We start from the raw sequence: 24,636 nt of genomic DNA, 5'->3' as shown, positions 1-24,636 counted from the left end.
CTGGTAGTCTCCGCGCCGTGCGGCGCGCCCCCGTTCTCCTCGCACTGCATCCGTTCAGGCCGGCGCGCCGCTCGTCCGCTGCATCGCTCGGCGCGCCGCTCGCGCTCGCGCTCGCGCTCGTCGCTCCGGGCTGCGGCGCCGGCGCCTCGGCGTCCCGCGCGGAGGTCCTGCAGCCTAGCCCGCCGCCCGCGCCGGCCGCCGCGCCCGCGCGCGCGGCGCAGAACCCGCCGCCGCCGAGCGATGCGCCCGCGCCGGACCCGGAGGCGGCGCGTCTGTTCCTGAGCCGCGCGGGGCAGCTGCGGCCCGCGGCGAGCGCGCCGGTGCCGCGCGTGACCGCGCTCGCGCTCGCCAACACAGCGCGCGGCGAGGCGAGGGGGATGACGCCGCAGGGCGACGTCGTGTCGCTCGCGATCGGGGAGGGGGAGAGCGCCGCGATCCCGGTGCGCGTCGCGCCGGAGGCGTGCGCGGTGCTCATCGCGCAGGGCGGGCTCGGCGTGATCGAGGTCGACCTCTTCGTCACGAAGGGCGCGCCGCCGTCGCTCGAGATCGTCGCCCAGGACGCGGACAGCGGGCCGATCGCGGTGATCGGCGGCCGGGGCGCGTGCTTCACCCTGCCTGGCGACGCGCCGCTCGCCGTGAGCCTGCACGCTCAGGTGCGGCGCGGCGCGGGCGTCGTGCTCGTGCAGGCCTACCGCGGCCCGCGCCCGGCCGCTCCCCCCGGCGCGGCGCCGCCCGGCGCGACCCCGCCCGACACGGCGCCGCCGAGCGCGCCGTCCCCCGGCATGGCGCCGCCCGGCGCCGCGCCGCTCCGGTAGCGCCGCGGCGGCCCGCGACGCGCGGGGCCGCGCGCTCCTCATTTCGCGCAACTCGGCCCGCGCGCCGGTCGACACGCCGCGTATGGCGTCGATCGAGATCCTGCCCGCAGATCCAACCTACCCCGCGCCGCTCTGGGCCCTCGTGACCGAGTCCGAGGCCGCGCCGCCGACGCTCTACCTGCGCGGCGCGCTCCCGTCGCGCCCGGGCGTCGCGATCGTCGGGACGCGCGCCGCGAGCGACGAGGCGCTCCGGTTCACCCGCGAGCTCGCCGCGTCGCTCGGCGAGGCGGGCTTCTCGATCTGGTCGGGCGGCGCCCGCGGCGTCGACGCGGCCGCGCACGAGGGCGCGCTCGATGCACGCGCGCCGACCGTGGTCGTCAGCGGCGGCGGCCACGCGCACCCCTACCCGCGGGAGCACGCGGCGCTCTTCGATCGCATCCTCGCCGCGGGCGGCGCGCTGCTCGCGCGCGTCCCCGACGACACGCCGCCGCTGCCGGGGCTGTTCCTCCAGCGCAACGCGGTCCTCGCCGCGCTCACCCTCGCGACCGTCGTGGTCGAGGCGGGCATCGAGAGCGGCGCCCGCTCCGCCGCCGCGGCGGCTCGCCGCCTCGGGCGCCACCTCTGCGTCGTCCCCCACGCCCCGTGGAGCCCGCGCGGCGTCGGCTGCGCGCTGGAGCTCGCGTCCGGCGCGCGCCCCGTCACGCGCGCCGCCGACGTGATCGACGTCCTCGGCGGGCCGCCGCCGCCGCCCCGCAGGCGGGCGCGGCGTTCGCTGCGCAACAGCTCGCCCGCTGCCGGCACCCTGCCGCTGCCCGACGCGGCCTTCGCCCCGCGGGCGAGCGTCCCGCCCGAGAAAACCGCGCAGATCCCGGCGATGAGCGCGGCCGAGCGCGCCGTCCTCGACGCCCTGGACGCCCACCCGGCGCACGTGGATGAGGTCTGCGAGAGGACGGGGCTTCCGCCCAGGCACGCCGTGGAGGCACTCTTGACGTTGACGCTCCACGCCGTAGTAGTAGAGGGGCCCGCCGGGTTGTTTCGGCGGGCTCTTCGTTGAAGGGGCGCGCCGGCCCACCCTGCCCAGTGCGGTTTCGGGTGGCTGCTTCCTCGCGGGGGGGGCTCCCCCGCACCGAAGGGCGCCCTTCAAATCCTCTCAACAAGCCCATATCTCGTTGCTCAGAAGGTGGTGATGGCCAAGACGCTCGTCATCGTGGAGTCGCCGGCGAAGGCGAAGACCATCAAGAAGTATCTCGGCAACGGGTACGAGGTGTTCGCCTCGAAGGGGCACGTCAAGGACCTGCCCAAGAAGCAGAACGCCGTCGACGTGCTGAACGATTTTGCCGAGACCTACGAGGTCATCGAGGGCAAGGAGAAGGTGCTGGAGGAGCTGAAGTCCGCCGCGAAGAGGGCGGACGAGGTGCTCCTGGCGACCGACCCCGATCGCGAGGGGGAGGCGATCGCGTTCCACATCTCGGAGGAGATCAAGAACCCGAGGCTGAAGGTGGCGCGGGTGGAGTTCCACGAGATCACGAAGAAGGGGGTCGACCACGGCGTCCACAACCCCCGCAAGCTCGACGAGAACCTCTACGACGCCCAGCGGGCGCGGCGCGTGCTCGATCGCATCGTCGGCTACGACGTCTCGGCGCTCGTGTGGTCGAAGCTCGCGTTCGGCCTGTCCGCGGGGCGGGTGCAGTCGGTCGCGCTGCGGCTCATCGTGGATCGCGAGCGCGAGGTCGAGGCGTTCGTCCCGGAGGAGTACTGGAACATCGCGGTCGGCCTCACCGCGGCGAGCCCGCCGCAGCGCGCGCCGTTCGTCGCGAAGCTCGCCTCCGCCGACGGCAAGAAGCTCGAGGTGACGAACGGCGAGGTCGCCGCGAAGGTGCGCGCCGACCTCGAGACGGCCGGCTACCAGGTGGCGAAGGTCGTGCGGCGCGAGCAGAAGCGCAACCCGCCCGCCCCGTACACGACGTCCAAGCTCCAGCAGGACGCGACGAACTACCTGCACTTCGGCGCCAAGCGGACGATGCAGATCGCGCAGGCGCTCTACGAGGGCATCGACCTCAAGCGCGACGGCGGCCCGGTCGGCCTCATCACGTACATGCGTACCGACTCGACGCGCGTGAGCGACGACGCGATCGCCGAGGTGCGCGGCGTGGTCGCGAAGCGATGGGGCAAGGAGTTCGTCCCCGAGCGCCCGAACATCTACAAGTCGAAGAAGAACGCGCAGGACGCGCACGAGGCGATCCGGCCGACGAGCGTCGAGATCCACCCGGACTCGATCAAGAAGTACCTCAAGGACGAGCAGTACAAGCTGTACAAGCTCATCTGGAACCGCTTCGTCGCCTCGCAGATGAGCCCGGCTGTCTACGACCGCACGACCGTCGAGATCGACGTCTCGCCGACGATCGCGGCGCCCGCGTACCGGAGCTACCTCGCGAGGGCGAGCGGGCGGATCCTGAAGTTCGCCGGCTGGCTGCAGGTGACCGAGGGCCAGCAGGAGTTCGCCGGCGAGGAGGAGAGCGCCGGCGCCGCGCCGGACGGCGGCGGAGGCGCCGCGCCTGCGACCGCCGAGGCGAGCGCCGCCGAGGCGGAGCGAGCGGCGCCGGGGCCCGCGGCCGAGGAGGACTCGGAGGCGCTCCTGCCTGACATGAAGGAGGGCGAGGCGCTCGCCGTGTCGCCGCCGGGGGTCGTCACCGACCAGAAGTTCACGCAGCCGCCGCCCCGCTACAACGAGGGCTCGCTGGTGCGCGAGCTGGAGAAGCGCGGCATCGGCCGCCCGTCGACGTACGCCGAGATCATCAGCAAGGTGCAGCAGCGCGCGTACGTGGAGAAGCGGGACGGCGGCGCGTTCCAGCCGACGCTCCTCGGGAAGTTCGTGGTCGACGGCCTCGTCCGGTCGAACCTCGACATCATGGATCCGAACTTCACGGCGCAGATGGAGGAGGAGCTCGACGAGGTCGGCGCCGGCAACCTGAAGCGCGAGCAGCTGCTCAAGCGCTTCTACAAGAAGTTCAGGGAGCAGCTCGACAAGTCGAAGAAGCTCGCGCCGTGGAAGCCCGAGGCAGAGAAGACCGACATCGTCTGCGACGAGTGTGGGTCGATGATGCTCAAGAAGTGGGGCAAGAACGGCTGGTTCTTGAGCTGCGAGCGCTACCCGAAGTGCAAGGCCACGCGCGACCTGTCCGACACGCGGGGGACGGCCGCCGTCCGCGAGACCGACATCTCGTGCGACAAGTGCGGGAAGCCGATGATCATCAAGACGGGCCGCTTCGGCGACTTCCTGTCGTGCACCGGCTACCCGACCTGCAAGAACACGCGCCCGGTGCCGCTCGGCGTCGCGTGCCCGAGCTGCGGCGGCGATCTCATCGAGATCCGGCCCCGCAAGAAGGGCGGGCGCACCTTCTACGGATGTTCGAACTGGAACGCCGAGCAGAAGTGCGAGTTCAAGCTCTGGCAGAAGCCGGTGCCGATCCCGTGCCCGCAGTGCGGCGCGAAGTTCGTCTCGCGCACCGCCGGCAAGAAGGCGATGCTCGTCTGCGCGACAAAGGAGTGCGGCTTCAAGCAGGAGATCGTCGAGGCGGAGGGGGAGGACGGCGCAGCGAACGGCGCGGCCTCCCTCGACGCCGTCGCGAGCGCCGCGGCGGCGCCGGCCGCCCGGCCCGAGCCGGCGGAGCCCGCGCCGGCCGCCCGGCCCGAGGCCGCGCCTCCGGCCGGCGCGCCCCAGGAGGGGGCAGCCGAAAAGCCCGCGCGGGCCGTGCGCGCCCGGCGCACGGCGAGCTAAGAAGGCCGCGAACCCCCCATCCTGGTGACCTGTATGAACGGAGCGGAGAGCCCGCACGACGACGACGTCGTCGTCGTCGGAGGCGGCCTGGCCGGTTGCGAGGCGGCGTACCAGCTCGCGCAGCGCGGGCTGCGCGTGCGCCTCGTCGAGATGAAGCCGCACAAGCGCACCCCCGCGCAGACGAGCGATCGGATGGCCGAGCTCGTGTGCTCGAACTCGCTGCGCGGCGCCGCGCTGAGCAACGCGGTGGGGCTGCTCAAGGAAGAGCTCCGGCGCGTGGGCTCGCTCGCCCTGCGGTGCGCCGACGAGACCTCGGTGCCGGCCGGGGGCGCGCTGGCGGTCGACCGCGAGCGGTTCGCCGAGGCGATGACGCGGGCGATCGAGGCCCACCCGCGCATCGCCGTGGAGCGGCGGGAGGTGACGGAGATCCCCCAAGGGCGCCCCGTGATCCTCGCGACCGGGCCGCTCACGTCCGACGCCCTCGCGGCGAGCATCGCCGCGGCCGTGGGCGCCGAGCACCTCGCCTACTACGACGCGATCGCGCCGATCGTCAGCGCCGACTCGATCGACTGGTCGCGCGTGTGGAAGCAGTCGCGCTACGGCAAGGGGGGCGCGCTCCGCGGCGAGCGAGCTGCGCCGCCGGAGGGGGCCGCGCCGCCGGAGCGCGCCGCGTCGCCGGAGGAGGCGGCCGAGCGCCGCGATGACGCCGAGGCCGGCGACGAGGCGTACGTGAACTGCCCCTTCGACGAGGCGCAGTACAAGGCGTTCGTCCGGGCCCTCGTCGCGTCGGAGAAGGTGGAGGCCCGCGACTTCGAGGACGTGCGCTACTTCGAGGGGTGCTTGCCGTGCGAGGTGATGGCCGCGCGCGGCGAGCAGACCCTCTCCTTCGGGCCGATGAAGCCGGTCGGGCTCACCGATCCGCGCACCGGCAGGCGCCCGTACGCGGTGCTCCAGCTGCGCCCGGAGGACGAGGCGGCGACGGCGTACAACCTGGTCGGCTTCCAGACGCGCATGAAGTACGCCGAGCAGCTCCGGGTGTTCCGGATGGTGCCCGGCCTGGAGGAGGCCGAGTTCCTGCGCATGGGCTCCGTGCACCGGAACACCTTCGTCAACGCGCCGGCGCTCCTCGGCCCGGCGATGGAGCTCCGCGCGCTCCCGGGCGTGCACCTGGCCGGACAGATCGCGGGCGTCGAGGGCTACGTGGAGAGCGCCGCGGCCGGGTTCGTGTGCGCGCTCCTCCTCGCGCAGCAGCTGCGGAACGAGCCGCTCCGGCCGCCGCCGCCCACGACGGCGCTCGGCGGCATCCTCACGCACCTCGGCCGGACGCAGCCGTCGTACCAGCCGTCGAACATCACCTGGGCGCACATCGCGCCGCTGGATCCCGCGAGCGGCAGGCTGCGCAAGCGCGCGCGCTACGAGGCGATGGCCGAGCGCGCCCTCCGCGACCTCGACGCATGGTGGGCAGCGGGCTGACGGGCGGCCCCGGCGGGCCATGACGCCGCGCGCCAGCGACGCGCCAATCGTGCGCGGGCTGCCCGCCACGCGCGGGCTTGGATACCCTGGCGGTGGTGCGCTGCGCGCCGCCCGCGCGCTCCGGGAGCCGCGCGCGCGGACCCGCGCCCATGGAGGTAGCCGATGAAACTTCGCTTGTTCTCGCTCCTTGCGCTCGCCGTTCCTTTCGCGACGCTCCTGCCGCCGCGCGAGGCGCTCGCCTGCGGTGGGTGCTTCGCCCCGACGACCGAGACCACGGTCGTCAACGCGCACCGGATGGTCCTCTCCTTGTCGCCCGTCCAGTCGGTGCTCTGGGATCAGATCCAGTACGCCGGCGATCCGAGCGAGTTCGCCTGGGTGCTCCCGGTGAAGCCCGGGGCGACCATCGAGGTCGGCTCGGACGCCTGGTTCGAGACGCTCGACGCGGCCACGTCGGTCCGCATCACCCCGCCCAACTCCATGTGCGCCTCGAGCGGGGGGGGCTGCGGCGCGCTGGGCAGCAGCGATTCGGCAGGTTTCGCGGATGGGGCGTTCGGCGGCGAGCAGGTCACGGTGGTCCACCGCGGCACCGTCGGCCCGTACGACACCGTGACGCTCGCGACCGACACGCCCGGCGCGCTGAACAAGTGGCTGGAGGCGAACGGCTTCGGCGTCGACGCATCGACGCAGCCGGTCATCGACGCCTACGTCGAGGAGCGCTTCGACTTCATCGCCCTCAAGCTCCAGCCGGGCAAGGACGTGAAGGAGATGAAGCCGGTGCGGGTCGTCATGCCGGGGGCGAGCCCCACGCTCCCGCTCCGGATGGTCGCCGCCGGGACGGGCGCGAACGTCGCGATCACCCTCTTCACCATCAGCGAGGCGCGGCTCGCTCCAGAGGGGTTCGCGGCCGCGGCCGTCCCCCACGACCTCCTCGCGTGGGACTTCGCCTCGCAGGACTCGAACTACGGCGAGCTCCGCGAGAAGGCGCTCGCGGCGGCCGACGGCGGCCGCGCGTTCCTCACGCCCTACGCGCAGCAGGGCTCGCTGTTCTCGCGCGTGTCGAGCTCCGCGGCGCCGTTCGGCGTGCAGTACACGACGAGCGGCTCGACCACCCCGGTCGACACGATCGCCGCGGCGTTCGTCCAGCAGGGGCTCGCGAACGGCGAGGCCCAGGACTCCGCGTGCGCCGTGCGCTTCGCCGAGATCGCGATGGAGGGCCGCGTCGTGGCGAACCCGTGCCCCGCCGGCGTCCGGCTCGACGATCCGAGCTGCGGCGAGGTCGCCTCCGGACAGATCGACGCGCGCGAGCTCGCGTGCAGGCCGCTCGATCCGAGCGACCCCCCGCTCGACGACCTCGCGGTCGCGATGGTCGGCCTGCACCCGAAGGACGTCTGGCTCACGCGCCTCGAGGCGAACCTGCCGCGCGCGGCGCTCGACACGGACCTCGAGCTGATCCCCGCGAAGCAGGAGCGGGTCGACAACTGGATGCGCGCCCGCGTGAGCGTCCACGCCGAGGTGCTCTGCGGCGCGGCGCTCCCCCTCGTCGACGGCGACCGCGCCTCGCGGACGCGCGGGCAGGGCACGCTCGTGGGCATGACGCTCGGCGCCCTCGCCCTCGCGGCGGCGATCGCCCGCCGCGGCGCGCGCCGCTTCGCCTCCCGCCTGGCCTGACCGGCGCTCAGACGCCCGCGTCCCGCGCCCCCCCCCGCCGCGCGACGGGCAGGCCGTGGCCCTGCTCCGGAATGATGCTCGGATCGCCGTCCGCCTCCAGGATGGCCCAGCGCACCTGGGAGAGGTGCTCCAGCCCGCTCTTGTGCATCTCGGGCACGATCTCCTCCGGCTGGATGCGCTCGCGGTTGCACCCCTCTTCCAGGAGCCGACCCTTCGCGACAAGGACCGTGGGCGAGCCGTCGATGACCTTGGACGCCCGCGGGACGAGGTGCGTCAGGACCGACGTCAGGAACACGAGCACGAGCAGAGGGACACGCCCGCGAGCGCGTTCGCGAGCGACGCCTCGCGGATGAGGGCCTGAGAGACGATCTCCGGAATCAGCATGAGCGTGACGAGCTCGAAGGCAGACAGCGAGCTGAGCTCGCGCTTGCCGAGCACGCGGAACGCCACGGCGAGGAACACATAGACGACGGCGACGCGGGCTACGGTTTCCATGGCTGTCAGGGGAAGATAAAGGTGCGGAGCGGCACCTTGGCGCCGCGCTCCCCATCGCACGAGAGGGTTACGTTGCGCGAGGCGAGCCAAGAGTGATGTCGCGGTCAGCTCGCGGAGGAAAATGTAGAGCTGGGCTGCGCCGGAGAGGCATCTTACTCCGGCAGCGCAGTTGCGCCGCGGTCGAGCGTGGCAGTCTGCCACGTCGCGCGTCTGCTCCGTCGGACATCCCGCGCGATCGCGCGTTGGCGAGGTGGCACACGGGCTGCTTCAGCCGTTGTGGCGAGGGTATACGGGCCACCGCGGCAATCGAGCTGCAGCCGCTCGGCGTTCGGGATTCGACATGACCTGCTCGGTGCTGGCTTGTCCAGGCTCCAGGGCGAAGAGGCCGATGGGCGCTCCATCCACTACTGGACGGGCGGCGTCTACGACGACGTGGAGCTCATCACCGACGCGCCCAGGCCGCCCGCGGTCACCTACGAGCGCCGCTCGCGCGGCTGCGCCACGCGCTGTCGAGCTTGAGCCTCGACCTCCTGGAGCCGAGCCCCGCGGGCGTGCGCGAGCCCCGCGGGCGTGCGCGAGCTCCGCGGGCGTGCGCGAGCTCCGCGAGGGCGGGCGGCTCCAAGCCCTCGGGATCTAGGCTGTCCCCCCGGGAGCGCCGCGCGCCCCGGGAACGAGGAGGGGACGTCGCATCGTACGATGCTGGAACGCTGCAGCGGGCGCGCCCGTGCGGACCGACGCGTGATGACGACCTGCGCGTGGAAGGAGGAGGTTGACTGCTACCGCGGGCCCAAGGGATCCGCGAGCTCCGGGCCCGCTCTTTACGCCGCGCGCCCCGGTTGCCCCTGGACCACCTTGTCCACCCAGCTCCGGTAGAACGCCCTGTACTTCAAGACCAGCTGGTCGTACTTGATGTACGCCCCTCCGCCGTTCGACTTCATCGCGTTCCAGATCGCGACGTCGTACCCGGCCGCGACCTTCGTCTGCATGCCGAAGAGGACGTAGTTGGCGGCGTTCCGCAGGAGGCTGCTGTCCTTCTTGATCGTGATCAGGACGTGCAGCCTGGTCTCGTCCTTGTCCACCGGCGTGACGCACTGGAGCAGCTTGTACTTCTCCTCGTCATCGATGAGGACCGTCATGATGCACCCGCCGGGGTAGCCGTCGAACCGGAGGCTCATCTTGCTCATCTGGAGCCCCACCAGGCGGGAGACGACGCCCATGAGCCCGAAGTACCTGTCGACGTGGAACTCCATGACCCCGCCGAACCACGCGCCTGATTGGGCCAGCGCCTCGACGTCCAGCTTCGACTGGCGATGGTCCTCGAGCGCGCCTAGCGAGAAGGCGGAGACCGGCAGCTCGTGCACCGGGGCTGCGTGCTGCGCATCGTAGAAGTTCTCCACGATCCTGAGCACCGACGTCTTCGTCTCGTAAGCGAACCTCAGGCACATGTAGCCGTCCTGATCGCCCTCGTCGGCGCCCGGCAGCTCCGGCAGGGGGAACAGAGGTGTCGCCGTACCATACCAGACCCAGATGTACCCGTACCGCTCGCAGGTGGCGTAGGTCGACTGGCGTGCGGTGCGAGGGATCGGCTCGAGCCTGCGGACCGAGGTGCTGTGCCCAGGGATGAGCACGCACGCGCCCGCGTTGTCGAACCGCCAGTGGTGGAACGGGCACTGGATGCAGCCGTCCACCACCTTGCCCTCGGCGAGGCTCGCGCCCTGGTGCGAGCAGTGGCGGTGCATGACCACGGGGCGACCCGATCCGTCGCGCCATGCGACCAGCAGCTGGCCGAACATCTTGAGCGCTGCGGGCTCCTTCTTCAGATCCGTGGACCGCATCGCGACGTACCAGCTCGCAGCGAGGTCCGTGGTCGCGTACTCCGCTCTGGAAGTCGGTTTGTCGCGGTGTTGCTCGATTTCAGCGATGTCGATCATCTCCAAGCTCCTCGGCGGCCGAGACGGTGTTGTGAAGTCGAGAGGGCCTGCGAGCGCTCACCTCATGACCATCTCCACCCGGGCCTGTACGTAGGACCTGAGCAGAGAGAGCATGGGGCTGTCGAAGTACCTCTTGACCTCGGGGGGCGCCGCGGTCTGGGTCCAGTGGAACAGGCGCGCGGCGGGGAGCAGGCTGTACTTGGAGTGGTTGACGTATCTTTTGGCGCCGGTGACGCAGTAGCCGAAGCTGAAGAGCGGCCGGGCGAAGTCGGCCTGGTCGATCATGCGGTGAATGTTCGCCGCGGCGTCCGCGGACGATTTACGCTTCTCGGCCACGGCCTCGACCTCCGCCTTGGCGTCGTTGAACAGCCGGTGGTAGCCTTCCATGTCGGCGCACAGGTAGCCAAGGTAGGGCGGGTTGTCGTCCAGGTGGTCCAGGTGGTCCTCGTTCCGCGTCTTGTTGAACTTGGCGTGCGCCTGGATCAGCCGGAACTGCCCCAGGATGGTACCGACGGCCCACAGGCGATGGAAGGCATCCCAGAGCGGGAAGTCGGAGAACGCCGTGTAGCAGCAGCTCACGAAGTCGTCGTTGTGCGTGAGCAGCGCCTGCTGCAGGCGGTCGATGTACTCGAAGCGCTCCGGAGAGAAGTCATCGTCCCGGAGCGCCCTGATGAGGCGCGCCGCGAGGGCGTGGATCGTGACGGCGGTGTTCTCGAGCCCGCGCGAGAAGAGCGGATCGATGAAGCCCGCCGCGTGGAGCATGAGGCAGTAGCGGTCTCCCACGGTGCGCGTCGAGGAGTACTGCAGCCGGTCCGTCTTGACCCACTCGCGCACGGGCTTCGCCTCCTTGAACTGCGCCGCGATGCTCGGGAAGCGCGCGAGGAACTCGTCGAACTCCTGCTGCGCCGGGATGTCCGTCTTCGGGTGGATACGGGGGTCGAACTGCAGGCCCACGCTCACGAGCTCGTTCGTGGACCAGGGGTGGTTGTTGAACGGGATCACCCACAGCCAGCCGCCATGGAACATGTGGTGCAAGGTGCCCTCGTGCCACCTCCAGCGCTGCCCCTTGGCCCTGAAGATCTCATCGAACGGCCTGACGCCCACCATGTGCGTGTACAGAGAGCGCGAGTGCGTCTTGTACCGGCAGGGGTTCTCCCGGAGCCCGAACTTGGCCGCGAGCGGCGCCCTGGGACCGCCGCAGTCGATCATGTATCGACCCGTGAGGCGCTCGCCCTGAGACGTGGTCACCGCGACGCCGGTCTTGTCGGCCTCGTAGTCCGTGATCGTGGTCCGCTGGCGGACGGTGCAGCCGTACCGGATCGCGGCGTTCATGAGGTACGCGTCGACGTCCTGCCGGAAGTAATGGCTCTCGGGGCCCCACGGCAGCTCCGGGATGATGCACTGAGTGAACTCCGTCGGGTCGTGCTCCTGGCCGGGCTTGTGGAACACGAAGCCGAAATTCCTCTTGATGCCCGTGCTGGAGGCGACCTTCTTCGAGGTCGTATAGAACGAGGTGATCGTCTTGATCTCGGGCACCCCATAGCGGTCCGCGATGATCCTGTTCATCAACGAGGTCTCGGGGATGCTGGACTCTCCGATGGTGAACCGCGGGTGGGACGACTCCTCGACGATCAGCACGCGGAAGCCTTGCCGGGCGAGGATCGCGCCCATCTGCGTGCCCGACATCCCCGAGCCAAGGATGATCACGTCGAAATGATTGCTCTTGCCGTTGGCCTTGTGGTCACGATGTTGCATCGAAAGAGGTTCTCCTGTCGTGGTTCGGTGAGAGTGCTCGTCGTGGTGCCGCTGGGGTCGTGAGGCAGGCGGGTCGAGCGTCTCGCTCGATCCGCGGTCGTCTCACGATCTGCGCAGCACGACAGAGAGGCGCGACCGAGCGTCGCGCGTGAGCGTGAGGAGCTCGCTGAGCAAGGTGGGCGCGTAACCTCCGCTGCCGACCACGTGCACCTCCTCGCCGGCTCGGTAGGCCTCCTCCGCCATCCGGAGGTGGGGCGCGCGGAAGCGCGTCAGGAGATCGAAGATCTTGTCCAGCGACCGCAAGCCATTCCGGACGATGTCAGACTCCGCCCCTGCCGCGCTCGCCTCCTCCAGCACTCGGTCGAGCAGCGGCGCTCGACCGTCGAACCGCGCGTAGATGTCCCGCAGCTGAGGGAGGATGTAAGGCAAGTACGTCTGCTTGTAATCGATGTATGGCTGGTACTCCGAGCGCGAGCCCCACAGGATATGGTCGAACAGGAAGAGCGGCATCTCGACCGCGCCGGGGCCCAGGTACTCTCTGCCTCCGACGCGGATGGGATCGTAGAATGGCCTGAGCTCGTGGATGAAGACGCTGGGCGAAATGTTCCGCCGAGCGTAGACGATGGACTCCACCATCTTCTGGAGGTTGTCCGTGATGTCATCGCACGTCGCGGCGAACGCGCTCGATCGGACGGATACATCGGATAGCACGACGGTGCGATGAATGGCGGACTCCAGCGCGGCCATCGATATCCGGACGCTCTCGAGGAGGTGGACCTCGTCACGAGAGCAGGTGTACGTCCTCTCCACGTGATCGCCGGGAGGGTTCCAGACGGTCACGTGCAGAAGGGTCTCTCGCGGGGGCAAGCCGGTGGCCTGGGCCAGATCCAGGAGGAGCGGCTCCAGACCAGGCATCGCCTCGACGGGCTCGTGCCCGTGCCTCTTGAGGGAACCCAGAAAGAAGCCGATGTCGCGCATGGCGGCCGCGGCGTCCGCGAAGTCGTACGCCTTGACCTGCTCCCGGCGCGGAAGGATGTCTCGCAGGTGATGCAAGATGCCCCCCACGTCCTTCTCCTGGTTCAACATCCGCAGCCGCAGCACCGTGGCGGTCGCGTTCAGGGGATTGCGTGCCGCGATCGCGGCGTGCAGCGAAGCGAAATTGTTGCCCGGTTCCATAGCGGTACACTGGGAGCGGCTGGGGGCACGATTACGCGAGCGAGGACGGCTCGGTCGGGTGAGGCTGGCGGAGCGTGCCCACCCTCCCGCCTTGCAGCGCCTGAAGGTACTCGTAGTTTGTGGGCAGGCTGGACTTCAGCTGCTCGGAGCGGAGCTTGATCTCGCGGAACATCGCCTCCGCCTTGTCGATGGAGGACTGCCGGTAACGAATCACAGGCAGCACGCGCTCCGGCTGGCACCCCATGCCGGAGAGGATGCAATAGTAGTTTCCGTCCTGCCAGAAATTCCTGAATTCGTAGTCGAAGTTGTCGTAGTAGCTGGATTCTTCGAGGTTCGTCGCTGTTACCACAAGGCCGGCATTGTACCGTTCCATCTTCTCCTTGATGGAGTCGGAGATCCGCAACTCGTGCTGGTTCGCGCGCCAGAACGGCGTGTCGTCCCGCGACGTTGTGAAATAGTGGGCCTGGATGAAGTCCCGGCAGTCGTCGAACATGTACGCGATTTCTTTGTTGAAGCTGTCGATCTGACGCTGATCGAACGACGTGTCCGGGAAGTGCTTCACCAGCTGGTGCAGCGCCGCGTAGATGAAGTAGATGCCCGTCGACTCGAGCGGCTCCAGGAAGAACGACGAGAGGCCGATGCCGACGCAGTTCTTGACCCAGCTCCTCGCGTTCCGCCCGACCCTGAACTTGATTTGGTTCAGCGGGTGGCTCTCCGATAGCCCCCAGAGCGCCCTGAAGTCGGCGGTGGCCTGCTCGCGCGACGTGAACTTGCTCGAGAACACGTACCCGCTCCCGAACCTGCCGAGCATCGGGATCTTCCACGTCCACCCGGCGTTCATCGCGATGGCGGACGTGTACGGCTCCACCCCTAACTGCGCGTCATCGTTCGGAACCGCGCTCGCCACCGCGCTGTCACAAAGTAGGTGGTCGGACATGTCGAGGAAGGGCTCGTTCAGCGTCTTGTTGATGAGGAGGCTCCGGAAGCCCGAGCAGTCGATGTAGAGGTCGGCGCGCAGCGTCCGCCCCTCCTTCGTGGACACGCTGGCGATGTGCCCCCTGGCGTCGAGGGTCGCGTCGACCATGTCGTCGACGATGTGCGTGACCCCTCGCTCGATCGACCATTGCTTCAGGTAGTCGGCGACGAGGTTCGCGTCGAAGTGCCAGGCGTAGTACATCTGCCTCGTGCCGTCGAGCAGGCACGGGGCGCGCTTCGCGTCCAGGGCCTCCGGCTGCGGATAGCAGGCGTACGCCATGGGCTCGGTGAAACCCTCCTTGTGCTTCCTCACCCAGTAGTGTGCGAGCGGGATGCCGTCGCAGGCCGGCAAATTGCCGAACAGATGGTAGAAGGCGTTCTCGCGCCCCGGTTCCGGCGTCTTCTTCCAGTTGACGAATTTTATTCCCGTCTTGAAGGCGCCGTTGACGTGCTTCATCCATTGTCGCTCGGGGATGCCGAGGTAATCGAAGAAAGCCTTCTGAAGATTCGGTATGGTCGCCTCGCCGACCCCGATTTTGGGTATGGACTTGGATTCAACCAGGGTGATCTTCACTTTGTGCTGCAGGGCCTTGGAAAGATACGAGGCAGCCATCCAGCCCGCAGTTCCACCGCCCAGAATGACGATGCTCTCGATCAGGTCGCTCATGATCGCTCCTTTGCCTCAGCAATGAAGGCCAGCGCCCCGCGGACGCGCGCGATGATTCCACCGGCCTGCGCAGGACGATGTAATGTTTTTTACGCTTCGAGCGCGGCGCACACATCCCGTGCGTACCGGACGAGCTCAGCATTGTTAGCATTTAAAGTTATCCGAACAAGACAAATGATCGTGTCCTGTACGGAACGCCATAATCATGTCCTGTACGGAACGCCATAATCATGTCCTGTACGGAACGCCATAATCATGTCATGGCGTGGAATAAGCCCGCGTTCGCAGGAATTTGACGACTGCTAACGGGATGCTTGAGCGCGAATTGCTGCTGAAGTGTCGATTTACGGTTTGGATTGAACGGCGCAGGGGACGGCGCGCGCTTCGCGCGTGCTTGCCGCGCGCGCGGCAGCGGCAGGGGATCGGCGGCTCGCTGCGGCGCAGCCGGGCTGACCGCGAGGCATGAGCTCACCGCGCCGCAGGTCCCGCGGCGGGCTACTCACGACTGCTCAAGGAGCCCCCGCGGTGCGCTGCTCAGGTGGAAGTGGGCGTGTCCTGCAGCCACACGAAGGCCGAGGAGAGATCGTTGTAGAAGACGCGGTGTTCCCCGTCCCCGAACGCGATGCGTGACAGATAGGCGAGCCGCGCGTTGGGCACGACGATCGCGCGGCGTATGTGGCGATCCGCGATCTGGACGTCCAGGGCTTGCTGCGCGATCGCCAGATCCGCAGTCGGGTCGACCATCTCGAGCGTGTCGTACAGGATCTTGCTCCGCGCCGTGTCGCGCAGGAGCATCAGCACAGCGTCCTGGCAGCCACGGATGCTGTCCTCGGTCGGGCGGCCGCGCACGCGCACGACGATGATTTCTCCCACTAGCTCCACCCAGAAGCTGCCGTCGCTGTTCATCGTTTCATTTCTCCGTTCGTGCCAATCTCTATCTGGGGACACCCCGACAGCTCCCGGTGGTGCGATCGCTCCGCGGCCCGTTCAATAAGGCCCGTCACCGGGATGGAAGAGCCGCGCTCTCGCTCCACGTTTGCAGGAGCTTCCGCGCGCACTTCCAGCCACGCCGATGACGCTCCCCCTCCCGAGAGCGCGGCAGTCCGGTCCCCACATGCCCCTACCTCTGATGCTCGTCCCGCTAAGGGAATGATAAACAAGGCGCTTGTGCAAGACAGAACACGGCGCGCCTGGAGGGCGGACAATACGGTATTGGTCCGAAATGTCCACCAGCTAACGAACTGGGAGAACAAACTTCAGAATGGCGTAGGCTGAATTTGGCGTGTCCCTAGGGAATTTCCTGGTTGCGTGGGCCTGCGTTGATCGGTCCAGGAAGCGGGGCATAGCTCCGGCTGCCAGGGCGCGATCGTTGGCTTTGCGGGGCGCCCTGCGTGCCTCCGCTGCTATCGACTCCTGGCTCCTGGCGCGGCGCGGGAGCTTCACGATGGGCGGTTCAGGCGCGGATCAGGGCGCCTCGGAGCCCGGCGCCTCCGGCGCGTCGTCGGCCGGGGCGTCCTCGACAGGCGCTGGCGGTATTTCCTCTGTGGCTGACGAGGGAGCGCCCGCGTCGCCCTGGACCGAGGCGCCCTGGAGCGCGCCGGCGTCCTCGTCCTCCCTGATGTGGGTCGAGGCGTCGGCGGGGGGCGGGCAGGCCGCGTTCCCGGCCTCGATCCCCGCGGCGGAGCAGGACGGGCCGCCGTCCAGTGCCGTCAAGCCGCCGGCAGCGATCCTCTGCGCTGGCACCACCGGCGCCTCCGCCCCCTCCGCCCCCGCGTCGGCCGCTGGCAGCTCCGGCAGGGCGGCGGGCACCCGAACAGGCTGCTTTGTCTCGGCGACGGCGGTCGGCGCCGCTGACGGAGCGGCCTTGCTGGCGCGCGCCGGCGCAGCAGGAGAGGGCGAGACCGCCGGCGGCGGCACCACGGCGACCCCGCGCGCCATGCTGGCCGCGAGCGAGCTCGCCCCGGCCGGCGGGCGCGGCGGCTCGGCCCCGGATGCCCCGGCGAACGGCGCCGTCGCGAGCGCGCCCGGCGCGACCTGCACCGGGCTCAGCGGAGCGTCCCCCACGCCCACGATCGGCGCCACGCTCCACGCCGTCGCCCCCGCCATCAGCACGAACCCCGCGGCCGCCGCTCGGCGCAGCGGGAAGCGCTGCCGCCACGGCGGTCGCCGCGCCGGCGCCGACGCTTCGCGCAGGTTCACCGCCACCGTCGCCTCGGACCACGCGCGTTCGCCGCTCTCCTCTATCCGCCGGCGCGCCGCCTCCGCCGGCGCGCTGCGCGCGGACGCGAAGGAGGAGCCCTGCTCCGGCGCCTCGTCGGCGCGGCGCGAGTGCAGCGTCGGCGCAGCGCTCACCACCATCGACCGCGGCGATTGCGCGGGGAGCTGGCTCGCCCGCTCGTCCAGCCACTGCGCGCGGAGCGACGCGCCGGACACGTCCTCCGAGACACCCCGCGAGAGGAGCCACGTCGCGAGCGCGACGCCGAGCTCACGCATGCTCCCCCAGCGATCCGCCGGAGCCTTGCGCAGCCCGCGCTCGATGAGCGACCACAGCGCCGGGTCCGTGCCGCACCGCTCGACGAGCGACGGCACCGGATCCTGGATGACCGCCCGAAGCGTCCCGAATCCCTGCTCCCCGGCATAGGGCGTCTCGCCCGCGATTGACTCGTACAGCATCGTGCAGAGCGCCCAGATGTCCGCGCGATGATCGATGCGGCCCTGTCCCAGCGCCTGCTCGGGCGGCATGTACTGCGGGGTCCCGATCACGGCCGCGCCCGTCGAGCCGGACTCGGGCTCGGTCCACGTCACCTTCGCGATCCCGAAATCGACGACCTTCGGATGGATCCTCCCGTCGCCCTGTGCCGCGAGCATCACGTTGTCCGGCTTGAGGTCCCGGTGGACGACGCCGCGCTCGTGCGCCGCGTGCATCGCGCTCGCGACCGGCAGCAGGATCGCGAGCGCCGCCTCGGGCGAGAGCCGCTGCTCGCGGCAGAGCACGTCCCGGAGGGCCTCGCCCTCCAGGAGCTCCATCACGATGTACGGCGTGCCCTCCGCGGTCTTGCCGAGATCGAAGACGCGCACGATCCCCGGATGACTGAGCTTCGCCGCGGCCCGCGCCTCGCGCAGCAGGCGCTCCGCGATCGCAGGAGAGCGCATCTCCGGCCGCAGCACCTTGATGGCGACGTTGGCCTCGAGCGCCGTGTTCGCGGCGACCCAGACAGAGCCCATCGCCCCCTCTCCCGCCTTGCGCAGGAGCTGGTACTTGTCGCCCACCACCGTGCCGGCCTCGAAGCGCTCCCCTAAGGTGTGCTCGAGCCTCTGGGTCATGTTGCTCGACATGCGCTCTCCTGCCGCCTGCTTCGGCCATCCGCCGCCCACCACGTCACGCTTCGCCACGGGCCAAACCTGGAGCATCGCTCGTGCCAGGCGTTCCTCTCGGGGAGCGCCTGAAATGCCGCGCGGGGCCGTCAGCGGCGGCGCGACCGTGCGAGGCAAGTTGCCACGCGCCGAGCAGCGCCCCGGCAGCACGCGAGCCCCGCCCCGCGAGCCGACTAGATGAAGCTGTCATAAGGACGTCGCTGCGCGCTCTCGCTCCGGACGTTCTCGGCGCCGGAATACTCGAGGATCATCTCCAGGATCTCGGCGTCTCGCCCCGAGGTCGCATGAACGCCCACAAGGATCACTCCTTGCCGCAGGCCGCTCTCGTAGACGCGCGCGCGGTGCTCGGGGATTCCTGCGCTGACGAGCGCACCGACGAGACCGCCGGCCGCGCCGCCCGCCTCCGCGAGCGCTGCCTCGATGGGGCCCGCCACGACGAGCCCCAGGCCAGGGAACGCCACGCTCGCGCCGACCCCCGCGAACGCGGCGAAGGCCGCCCCCACCGCGCCGCCGACGTCCGCCATCGATCCGTTTCCGCCGTCGACAGGGGGGCTGCACGCAGCGTCGCTCATGACAAGGCTGATGGAATCGCGCTTGTATCCACAGCTCATGACGCGCTCAACCGCTCTCTCGGCGTCGAGCCGTGTCCTCACAAGACCGGTCACCAGCTTTGCCCTCACCTACGGCTCCTTTCCCGAAGAACGTCCTCGCCGGGCGCGTCCCCTCTCTGTACTCTGGAGTCCCACGCCGGCACAGCAGGCTCCGTGCCAGCAAAGAATGCCTCCAATGCGCGCTGTCCTGCGCCGTCGGCTGTGGACGGTCGGCGCGCGAGCCTGCGCAGAGACGCCACACTGGGGCGTCATTGCAGCCAAGACGAACCCGCGCGCGCTCGGACACGGCCGCGCGGCGGTGAGCCGGGGATGAAGCGAGCTCAGCGATGCAGCCAGATCCGGAGCAGCGCGAGCAGCTGCTCCGTGTCGACCGGCTTGGAGATGTAGTCTGTCGCGCCGGCCTCCAGGCATTTTTCGCGATCGCCCTTCATCGCCCTGGCCGTGACGGCGATGATCGGCAGCGTCTGGAAGGCGGGCCGATTCCGGATCGCCCGCATCGTGTCGTATCCGTCCATCTCTGGCATCATGATGTCCATGAGGACGACATCGATGCCGCTCGTCCTCTCCAGACGCTCGATGGCGGCCTTGCCCGTATCGGCGGCGAGCGTGGTCATCCCGTGGTTCTCGAGGACGGTCTTCAGCGCGTAGATGTTGCGGAAATCGTCGTCGACGATCAGCGCGAACTTGCCGGAGAGCGCGGCGGCCGACTCGTGGAGCTGCTCCACGATGAGCCGCTTCGGCTCGGGCAGATCCGAGATCCGGCGGTGCAGCGCGAGCGTGACCTCGTCGAGCAGGCGCTCCCTCGACTGGACGTGCTTCACGGGCAGCCGCTGCGCGAGGCGGCCGATCTGCACCTCGTCGTCCCCGGCGATATTGGCCGGTGTGTACACGATGGCCGTCAGATCGGCGAAGCGCCCGGCGCGGTCGAGGTGCTCGATGAGCTCGAAGCCGGGCATGTCGGGCAGGCGCAGCCCGAGGACGAGCGCGTCGCACGGCTCGCGCTCGAGCGCGGCGAGCGCCTCCTGGCCCGTCGTCACGCTGGTGATCGCGAGCCCCTCGTCCCCGAGCAGCTCGACAACGGGATCGCCCGATGCCCTGTCCGGCTCGACAACGAGCAGCCGGCGCCGCGGCGAGCTGACCAGCCCGTCGAGCCGCGCGAACGCCTCGTCGAGCGCCGTCCGGCTGCTGAGCGGCTTGATGAGGAGCCCCACCGCGCCCATCCGCCGCGCGCGGCTCCGCTCCTCCTCCGTCTCCGTCGTGATCACCTGGACCGGGACGTGCCGCGCCGACAGATCGCGCTTCAGGCAGTCGAGCACGCGCCAGCCGTCGATGTCGGGCAGGTTGATGTCCAGCGTGATCGCCGACGGCTTGAGCTCGCGCGCCAGCGAGAGCCCCGTCGCGCCGCGGACGGCGACGACCGCCTTGAAGCCGTGCTCTCGCACGACGTCCACGAGGAAACGGGCGAACGCTGTGTCGTTCTCCACGATCACGATCGCGCGGTCGCCGGGGCGGACGGTCTCGCTGTCGTCGATGATCTGCGTGTCCGCGACCGTGGCCATGCGCTCCGAGGGCCAGCTGCTGTGGACGGTTTCGCCGAGGGCGGGCGGCGTGTCGAGGACGTACGCCGGTTGCCGCCGCGCGGCGCGCACGGGCCGGTAGGTGCGCGGCAGGTAGAGCGTGAACGTGCTGCCGCGGCCCGGCGCGCTGATGAGCGTGAGATCGCCGCCGAGCAACCGCGCGATCTTCCGGCTGATCGCGAGCCCGAGCCCGGTGCCCCCGTACTTGCGGCTCGTGCTCCCGTCCGCCTGCTGGAACGCCTCGAAGATGATCTGCTGTTTGTCCGGCGCGATCCCGATGCCCGTGTCGTGGACGGAGAGGGCGATCACCGCGTCGGCCCGGCTGAGCACATCGTTCTCACGGCTCCAGCCGTCGCGGGCCACTGTCACCTCCAGGATCACCCTGCCGCGCTCGGTGAACTTGAAGGCGTTGGACAGCAGGTTCTTGAGCACCTGCTGCAGCCGCTTCGCGTCGGTGAGCATCGAGGACGGCAGCATCGACGAGAAGGCGAGCTCGAAATCGACTTTCTTGGACTCGGCGACGTGCCGGAACGTACGTTGTACGTGATCGGACAGGTCCTTGAAGTTGATCTCGCCCACGTCGACGACGACGGTGCCCGACTCGATCTTCGAGAGGTCGAGGATGTCGTTGATGAGCGTCAGGAGATCGGTCCCCGACGCGTGGATCGTCTTCGCGAACTCGACCTGCCGCGGGGTGAGGTTCTGGTCGTTGTTCCTGGAGAGCTGGTCCGAGAGGATGAGGAGGCTGTTCAGCGGGGTCCTGAGCTCATGGGACATGTTGGCCATGAACTCCGACTTGTATTTCGACGTGAGGGCGAGCTGCCGCGCCTTCTCCTCGAGTGCCTGGCGGGCCTGCTCGACCTCGTGGTTCTTCCGCTCGACCTCGACGTTCTGCTCGGCCAGCAGGCGCGCCTTCTCGCCGAGCGCGGCGTTCGTCTCCTGGAGCTCCTCCTGCTGGCTCTGGAGCTCGCGCGCCAGCGACTGGGACTGCTTGAGCAGGTCCTCGGTGCGCATGTTGGCCTCGATCGTGTTGAGCACGATGCCGATCGACTCGGTGAGCTGGCCGAGGAACGCCTGGTGGGTCGGGCTGAAGCGCTCGAGCGAGGCGAGCTCGATGACGGCCTTCACCTCCCCCTCGAAGAGCACGGGCATCACGATGATGTTGACCGGGGGCGCCTCGCCGAGGCCGCTCGTGATCGTCATGTAGTCGGGCGGCGCGCTGACGAGGAGGATCTTCTTCTTCTCGAGCGCGCACTGCCCGACGAGCCCCTCGCCGAGCTTGAACTGGTTGTCGACGTGCTTGCGCTCCTTGAACGCGTAGCTCGCGAGCAGCTTCAGGACGGGCTCCTCCCGGGAGGAGTCCATGATGTAGAAGACGCCCTGCTGCGCCGCGACCACGGGGGCGAGCTCGGACAGGATGAGGCTGCCGACGGTGAGGAGCGCCTTCTGCCCCTGGAGCATGCGCGAGAACTTGGCGAGGTTGCTCGTGAGCCAGTCCTGCTCGCTGTTCTTCAGCGTCGTGTCCTTGAGGTTGCGGAGCATCTCATTGATGTTGTCCTTCAGCGCCGCGACCTCGCCCTGCGCCTCGACCTTGATCGACCGGGTGAGGTCGCCCTTGGTCACGGCGGTGGCGACCTCGGCGATCGCGCGCACCTGCGTGGTGAGGTTCGCCGCGAGCTGGTTCACGTTGTCAGTGAGGTCCTTCCAGGTGCCGGCCGCGCCGGGCACGCTCGCCTGCCCGCCGAGCTTGCCCTCGACCCCGACCTCGCGCGCCATCGTCGTCACCGGATCCGCGAACGTCGCGAGCTTCTCGATCATGCCGTTGATCGTGTCCGCGAGCGCGGCGATCTCGCCCTTCGCGTCGACGATCAGCTTGCGCTTGAGATCGCCGTTGGCGACCGCGGTCACGACCTTGGCGATGCCGCGGACCTGGCTCGTCAGGTTGCCGGCCATCGAGTTCACGTTGTCGGTGAGGTCCTTCCAGGTTCCGGCGACGCCGCGGACGTCGGCCTGCCCGCCGAGCTTGCCCTCGGTGCCGACCTCGCGCGCGACGCGGGTGACCTCGGCCGCGAGAGCGCTCAGCTGATCGACCATCGTGTTGATGGCGTCCTTGAGCTCGAGGATCTCGTCCTTGACGTCGACGGTGATCTTCTTGGAGAGGTCGCCCTTCGCGACGGCGGTGGTGACGGTCGCGATGTTGCGCACCTGCGCCGTGAGGTTCGATGCCATCGAGTTCACGTTGTCGGTGAGGTCCTTCCAGGTGCCGGCGACGCCGCGGACGTCGGCCTGCCCGCCGAGCTTGCCCTCGGTGCCGACCTCGCGCGCGACGCGGGTGACCTCCGAGGCGAAGGAGTTGAGCTGATCGACCATCGTGTTGATGGTGTTCTTGAGCTCGAGGATCTCGCCCTTGACGTCGACGGTGATCTTCTTGGAAAGGTCGCCGTTGGCGACGGCGGTGGTGACGGTCGCGATGTTGCGCACCTGGGCGGTGAGGTTGCCGGCCATCGAGTTCACGTTGTCGGTGAGGTCCTTCCAGGTGCCGGCGACGCCGCGGACGTCGGCCTGTCCGCCGAGCTTGCCCTCGGTGCCGACCTCGCGCGCGACGCGGGTGACCTCGGACGCGAAGGAGCCGAGTTGCTCGACCATCGTGTTGACGGTCTTGGCCGTCCGGAGGAACTCGCCGTCGAGCGGCCTGCCGTCGACCTCCAGGGCCATGACCTGCGAGAGATCGCCCTTGGCGACGGCCCCGATGACGCGCGCCGTCTCGGCGGTGGGGTGGACGAGATCGCCGATCAGCGCGTTGATGCACGCGACCTCGTCGGCCCACGCGCCGTTCACCTCGCCGATGAAGGCGCGCTGCGAGAGCTTGCCCTCCTTGCCGACCACGCGGCTCAGGCGGTCGAGCTCCTTCGCCATCCGGTCGTTGAGCTCGACGACATCGTTGAACGTGTCCGCGATCTTTCCGTCGAGCCCGATCCAGTCGACGGGCAGCCGCACCGAGAAATCGCCCTTCTTGAGGCTCATCAGCGAGGTCAGCAGCGCCCGCCGGTCGAGCCTGTCGCGCTCGATGGGCGGGCTCACCGCCGCGGGGGCCTTTGTCGCGTGTGCGGCGCCGTGCAACCCCTCGCCGGACAGGCCCTTCTTGCTCTTGCCACTGCCAGCTTTCGCTTTCCGGGCCTTGCCGAGGTCGCCTCGCTGCTCCATGCCGCTGTTCTCCTGGCCCTGCCTTGCGGGCAGGGCCAATCTGTCAAGGGAAACGAGAGCGCGCCTGGGCCGCGGAGGGACCCCGGAGCGCCTGAAGCGGTGGGACCCGGCGCCCCGGCGCGCCCCCCGGGCGCCATGGCATCATCGCAAGGCGGCGAGAGGAGGAGAGGTGGAGTTGCCCTCTCGCCTGCGCGGCGGAATCAGCGACCGCCTCGGGCTTCGGCGGGGCGCCTCGCGCCGCCAGGAGGCGGGGCTCTCGCGGCCCGACCGTGAAGATTCCGTCGGGGCCCATCGGGTTCAGGCTTCGAGGCACGGTGGCCATGCGCGTTTGCACCCGCCGCGCCGCAGCATGGGTTTCGTATACTACGCAGGCGCGCATCCGAGCAAGCTTCGCGCCGCGTGCGCGCGCTGGCCGCATGCTGCCGTGGCGCGGGGGTTGCGCATGGGCGCGGGTGTTGCGCCGGCGCAGGTGGTGGCCGAGGCGCTGCCTCAGGCCACGTCGGCCTTGGGCGTCCGGCGCCTCGGCGGGGGAGCGCTGGGCTTCTCGCGTGGCGTGACGATGCAGTAACGCCCTGCCTCACCCATCCTCTCGTGGACGCCCGAATCCATCGCCTCTCGCCCCGGCCTCAGCGGCGGCAGCCATCGCGACACGCTGGCGAGGCACGAGGGGCGCTCGGGAAACGGAGAGTGACGGGGGCGCGGTCGCTCCGAGGCGGCGTCGTGAGGCCGCTCCGAGGCGGCGTCGTGCGGCCGCTCCGAGGCGGCGTCGTGAGGCCGCTCGATGGCGTCGTGGGCCCGCTCCGAGGCGGCGTCGTGGGCCCGCTCCGAGGCGGCGTCGTGCGGCCGTTCGATGGCGTCGAGGGCCCGCTCCGAGAGCGATCTGGGATGCGGCCGCTCCGAGAGCGAGCCGGGATGCGGCCGCTCCGAGGGTGAGCCGAGGAGCCCCTCGATCGCGGCAGCATTCTGCGCAGGGAGCGTGCCGGATGATGCGCGCCGCTTCGCGGTCGTCGCGGCGATCCGGAGCCGGAGATCCTCGACGTGCTTCGCGAGCCGCTCCGTCTCCTCGGTGAGCCGCGTGAAATCATCGACCTGGCTTCGGCGCTCTGACATAAACGAGTCCTTTGCTGCGTCTCTTC

The 24,636-nt window shown here is 69.7% G+C and carries 17 protein-coding genes; 6 read left to right on the top strand and 11 right to left on the bottom strand.

Annotation, left to right across the window (positions count from 1 at the left end; all coding sequences use genetic code 11):
• Window positions 1-17: 17 nt before the first annotated feature.
• The 5 genes from WMF17_RS26495 to WMF17_RS26475 all read left to right on the top strand — a co-directional run bounded on the left by WMF17_RS26495 (window position 18) and on the right by WMF17_RS26475 (window position 7,734).
• Window positions 18-815 carry a hypothetical protein gene (locus WMF17_RS26495; protein ID WP_437643924.1) on the top strand — a complete coding sequence of 266 codons (798 nt, stop codon included), beginning with the start codon at window positions 18-20 and terminating at the stop codon, window positions 813-815.
• Between the two features lie 82 nt (window positions 816-897).
• On the top strand, window positions 898-1,869 hold the full coding sequence (locus WMF17_RS26490) for a DNA-processing protein DprA (RefSeq protein ID WP_437643923.1): 972 nt from the start codon (window positions 898-900) through the stop codon (window positions 1,867-1,869).
• A gap of 132 nt (window positions 1,870-2,001) precedes the next feature.
• Window positions 2,002-4,593 carry a type I DNA topoisomerase gene (gene topA / locus WMF17_RS26485; protein WP_437595945.1) on the top strand — a complete coding sequence of 864 codons (2,592 nt, stop codon included), beginning with the start codon at window positions 2,002-2,004 and terminating at the stop codon, window positions 4,591-4,593.
• Window positions 4,594-4,626: 33 nt separating this feature from the next.
• A complete protein-coding gene (gene trmFO, locus WMF17_RS26480) occupies window positions 4,627-6,066 on the top strand; it encodes a methylenetetrahydrofolate--tRNA-(uracil(54)-C(5))-methyltransferase (FADH(2)-oxidizing) TrmFO (protein ID WP_437643921.1) in 1,440 nt (479 codons plus the stop codon).
• A 162-nt stretch (window positions 6,067-6,228) separates the two neighbouring features.
• On the top strand, window positions 6,229-7,734 hold the full coding sequence (locus WMF17_RS26475; protein WP_437595943.1) for a DUF2330 domain-containing protein: 1,506 nt from the start codon (window positions 6,229-6,231) through the stop codon (window positions 7,732-7,734).
• A gap of 7 nt (window positions 7,735-7,741) precedes the next feature.
• On the opposite strand, the gene WMF17_RS26470 is transcribed toward WMF17_RS26475, so the two are convergent.
• Both WMF17_RS26470 and WMF17_RS26465 read right to left on the bottom strand, forming a co-directional pair.
• Window positions 7,742-8,029 carry a YetF domain-containing protein gene (locus WMF17_RS26470; protein WP_437643919.1) on the bottom strand — a complete coding sequence of 96 codons (288 nt, stop codon included), beginning with the start codon at window positions 8,027-8,029 and terminating at the stop codon, window positions 7,742-7,744.
• On the bottom strand, window positions 8,020-8,229 hold the full coding sequence (locus tag WMF17_RS26465) for a hypothetical protein (protein ID WP_437595942.1): 210 nt from the start codon (window positions 8,227-8,229) through the stop codon (window positions 8,020-8,022). Before WMF17_RS26465 ends, WMF17_RS26470 begins: the two co-directional genes overlap by 10 nt.
• 360 nt (window positions 8,230-8,589) lie before the next feature.
• Between WMF17_RS26465 and WMF17_RS26460 the strand changes: the two genes are divergently transcribed.
• On the top strand, window positions 8,590-8,748 hold the full coding sequence (locus tag WMF17_RS26460; protein ID WP_437595941.1) for a hypothetical protein: 159 nt from the start codon (window positions 8,590-8,592) through the stop codon (window positions 8,746-8,748).
• Window positions 8,749-9,047: 299 nt separating this feature from the next.
• On the opposite strand, the gene WMF17_RS26455 is transcribed toward WMF17_RS26460, so the two are convergent.
• The 9 genes from WMF17_RS26455 to WMF17_RS26415 all read right to left on the bottom strand — a co-directional run bounded on the left by WMF17_RS26455 (window position 9,048) and on the right by WMF17_RS26415 (window position 24,610).
• Window positions 9,048-10,160: a Rieske 2Fe-2S domain-containing protein gene (locus tag WMF17_RS26455; protein ID WP_437643917.1), complete on the bottom strand. Its 1,113-nt coding sequence runs from the start codon at window positions 10,158-10,160 to the stop codon at window positions 9,048-9,050.
• A gap of 57 nt (window positions 10,161-10,217) precedes the next feature.
• Window positions 10,218-11,915 carry an NAD(P)/FAD-dependent oxidoreductase gene (locus WMF17_RS26450; RefSeq protein WP_437595939.1) on the bottom strand — a complete coding sequence of 566 codons (1,698 nt, stop codon included), beginning with the start codon at window positions 11,913-11,915 and terminating at the stop codon, window positions 10,218-10,220.
• 102 nt (window positions 11,916-12,017) lie between these two features.
• A complete protein-coding gene (locus WMF17_RS26445; protein ID WP_437595938.1) occupies window positions 12,018-13,091 on the bottom strand; it encodes a monodechloroaminopyrrolnitrin synthase PrnB family protein in 1,074 nt (357 codons plus the stop codon).
• A gap of 31 nt (window positions 13,092-13,122) precedes the next feature.
• Window positions 13,123-14,733 (bottom strand): tryptophan halogenase family protein, encoded by a 1,611-nt coding sequence (locus WMF17_RS26440; RefSeq protein ID WP_437643915.1) that lies wholly within the window; start codon window positions 14,731-14,733, stop codon window positions 13,123-13,125.
• A gap of 534 nt (window positions 14,734-15,267) precedes the next feature.
• On the bottom strand, window positions 15,268-15,639 hold the full coding sequence (locus WMF17_RS26435; RefSeq protein ID WP_437595936.1) for an STAS/SEC14 domain-containing protein: 372 nt from the start codon (window positions 15,637-15,639) through the stop codon (window positions 15,268-15,270).
• A gap of 558 nt (window positions 15,640-16,197) precedes the next feature.
• Window positions 16,198-18,006 carry a protein kinase domain-containing protein gene (locus tag WMF17_RS26430; protein ID WP_437595935.1) on the bottom strand — a complete coding sequence of 603 codons (1,809 nt, stop codon included), beginning with the start codon at window positions 18,004-18,006 and terminating at the stop codon, window positions 16,198-16,200.
• Between the two features lie 275 nt (window positions 18,007-18,281).
• On the bottom strand, window positions 18,282-18,680 hold the full coding sequence (locus WMF17_RS26425) for a hypothetical protein (RefSeq protein WP_437643914.1): 399 nt from the start codon (window positions 18,678-18,680) through the stop codon (window positions 18,282-18,284).
• A gap of 359 nt (window positions 18,681-19,039) precedes the next feature.
• Window positions 19,040-23,500, bottom strand: coding sequence for a response regulator (locus WMF17_RS26420; RefSeq protein WP_437643912.1), 4,461 nt, complete (start codon window positions 23,498-23,500; stop codon window positions 19,040-19,042).
• 489 nt (window positions 23,501-23,989) lie between these two features.
• Window positions 23,990-24,610, bottom strand: coding sequence for a hypothetical protein (locus WMF17_RS26415; RefSeq protein WP_437595932.1), 621 nt, complete (start codon window positions 24,608-24,610; stop codon window positions 23,990-23,992).
• Window positions 24,611-24,636: the final 26 nt, after the last annotated feature.

It is taken from the genome of Sorangium sp. So ce362, from assembly GCF_051519845.1.
Lineage (GTDB): Bacteria > Myxococcota_A > Polyangia > Polyangiales > Polyangiaceae > Sorangium.
The sequence above is the reverse complement of the archived record's forward strand: the minus strand, read 5'-3'. Positions and strand labels throughout refer to the sequence as shown.

Coding starts and splice junctions, on each gene's coding strand:
- WMF17_RS26490 (WP_437643923.1), top strand. CDS start 898: ATGGCGTCGATCGAGATCCTGCCCGCAGATCCAACCTACCCCGCGCCG.
- topA (WP_437595945.1), top strand. CDS start 2,002: ATGGCCAAGACGCTCGTCATCGTGGAGTCGCCGGCGAAGGCGAAGACC.
- trmFO (WP_437643921.1), top strand. CDS start 4,627: ATGAACGGAGCGGAGAGCCCGCACGACGACGACGTCGTCGTCGTCGGA.
- WMF17_RS26475 (WP_437595943.1), top strand. CDS start 6,229: ATGAAACTTCGCTTGTTCTCGCTCCTTGCGCTCGCCGTTCCTTTCGCG.
- WMF17_RS26465 (WP_437595942.1), bottom strand. CDS start 8,229: ATGGAAACCGTAGCCCGCGTCGCCGTCGTCTATGTGTTCCTCGCCGTG.
- WMF17_RS26455 (WP_437643917.1), bottom strand. CDS start 10,160: ATGATCGACATCGCTGAAATCGAGCAACACCGCGACAAACCGACTTCC.
- WMF17_RS26450 (WP_437595939.1), bottom strand. CDS start 11,915: ATGCAACATCGTGACCACAAGGCCAACGGCAAGAGCAATCATTTCGAC.
- WMF17_RS26445 (WP_437595938.1), bottom strand. CDS start 13,091: ATGGAACCGGGCAACAATTTCGCTTCGCTGCACGCCGCGATCGCGGCA.
- WMF17_RS26440 (WP_437643915.1), bottom strand. CDS start 14,733: ATGAGCGACCTGATCGAGAGCATCGTCATTCTGGGCGGTGGAACTGCG.
- WMF17_RS26435 (WP_437595936.1), bottom strand. CDS start 15,639: ATGAACAGCGACGGCAGCTTCTGGGTGGAGCTAGTGGGAGAAATCATC.
- WMF17_RS26425 (WP_437643914.1), bottom strand. CDS start 18,680: ATGAGCGACGCTGCGTGCAGCCCCCCTGTCGACGGCGGAAACGGATCG.
- WMF17_RS26420 (WP_437643912.1), bottom strand. CDS start 23,500: ATGGAGCAGCGAGGCGACCTCGGCAAGGCCCGGAAAGCGAAAGCTGGC.
- WMF17_RS26415 (WP_437595932.1), bottom strand. CDS start 24,610: ATGTCAGAGCGCCGAAGCCAGGTCGATGATTTCACGCGGCTCACCGAG.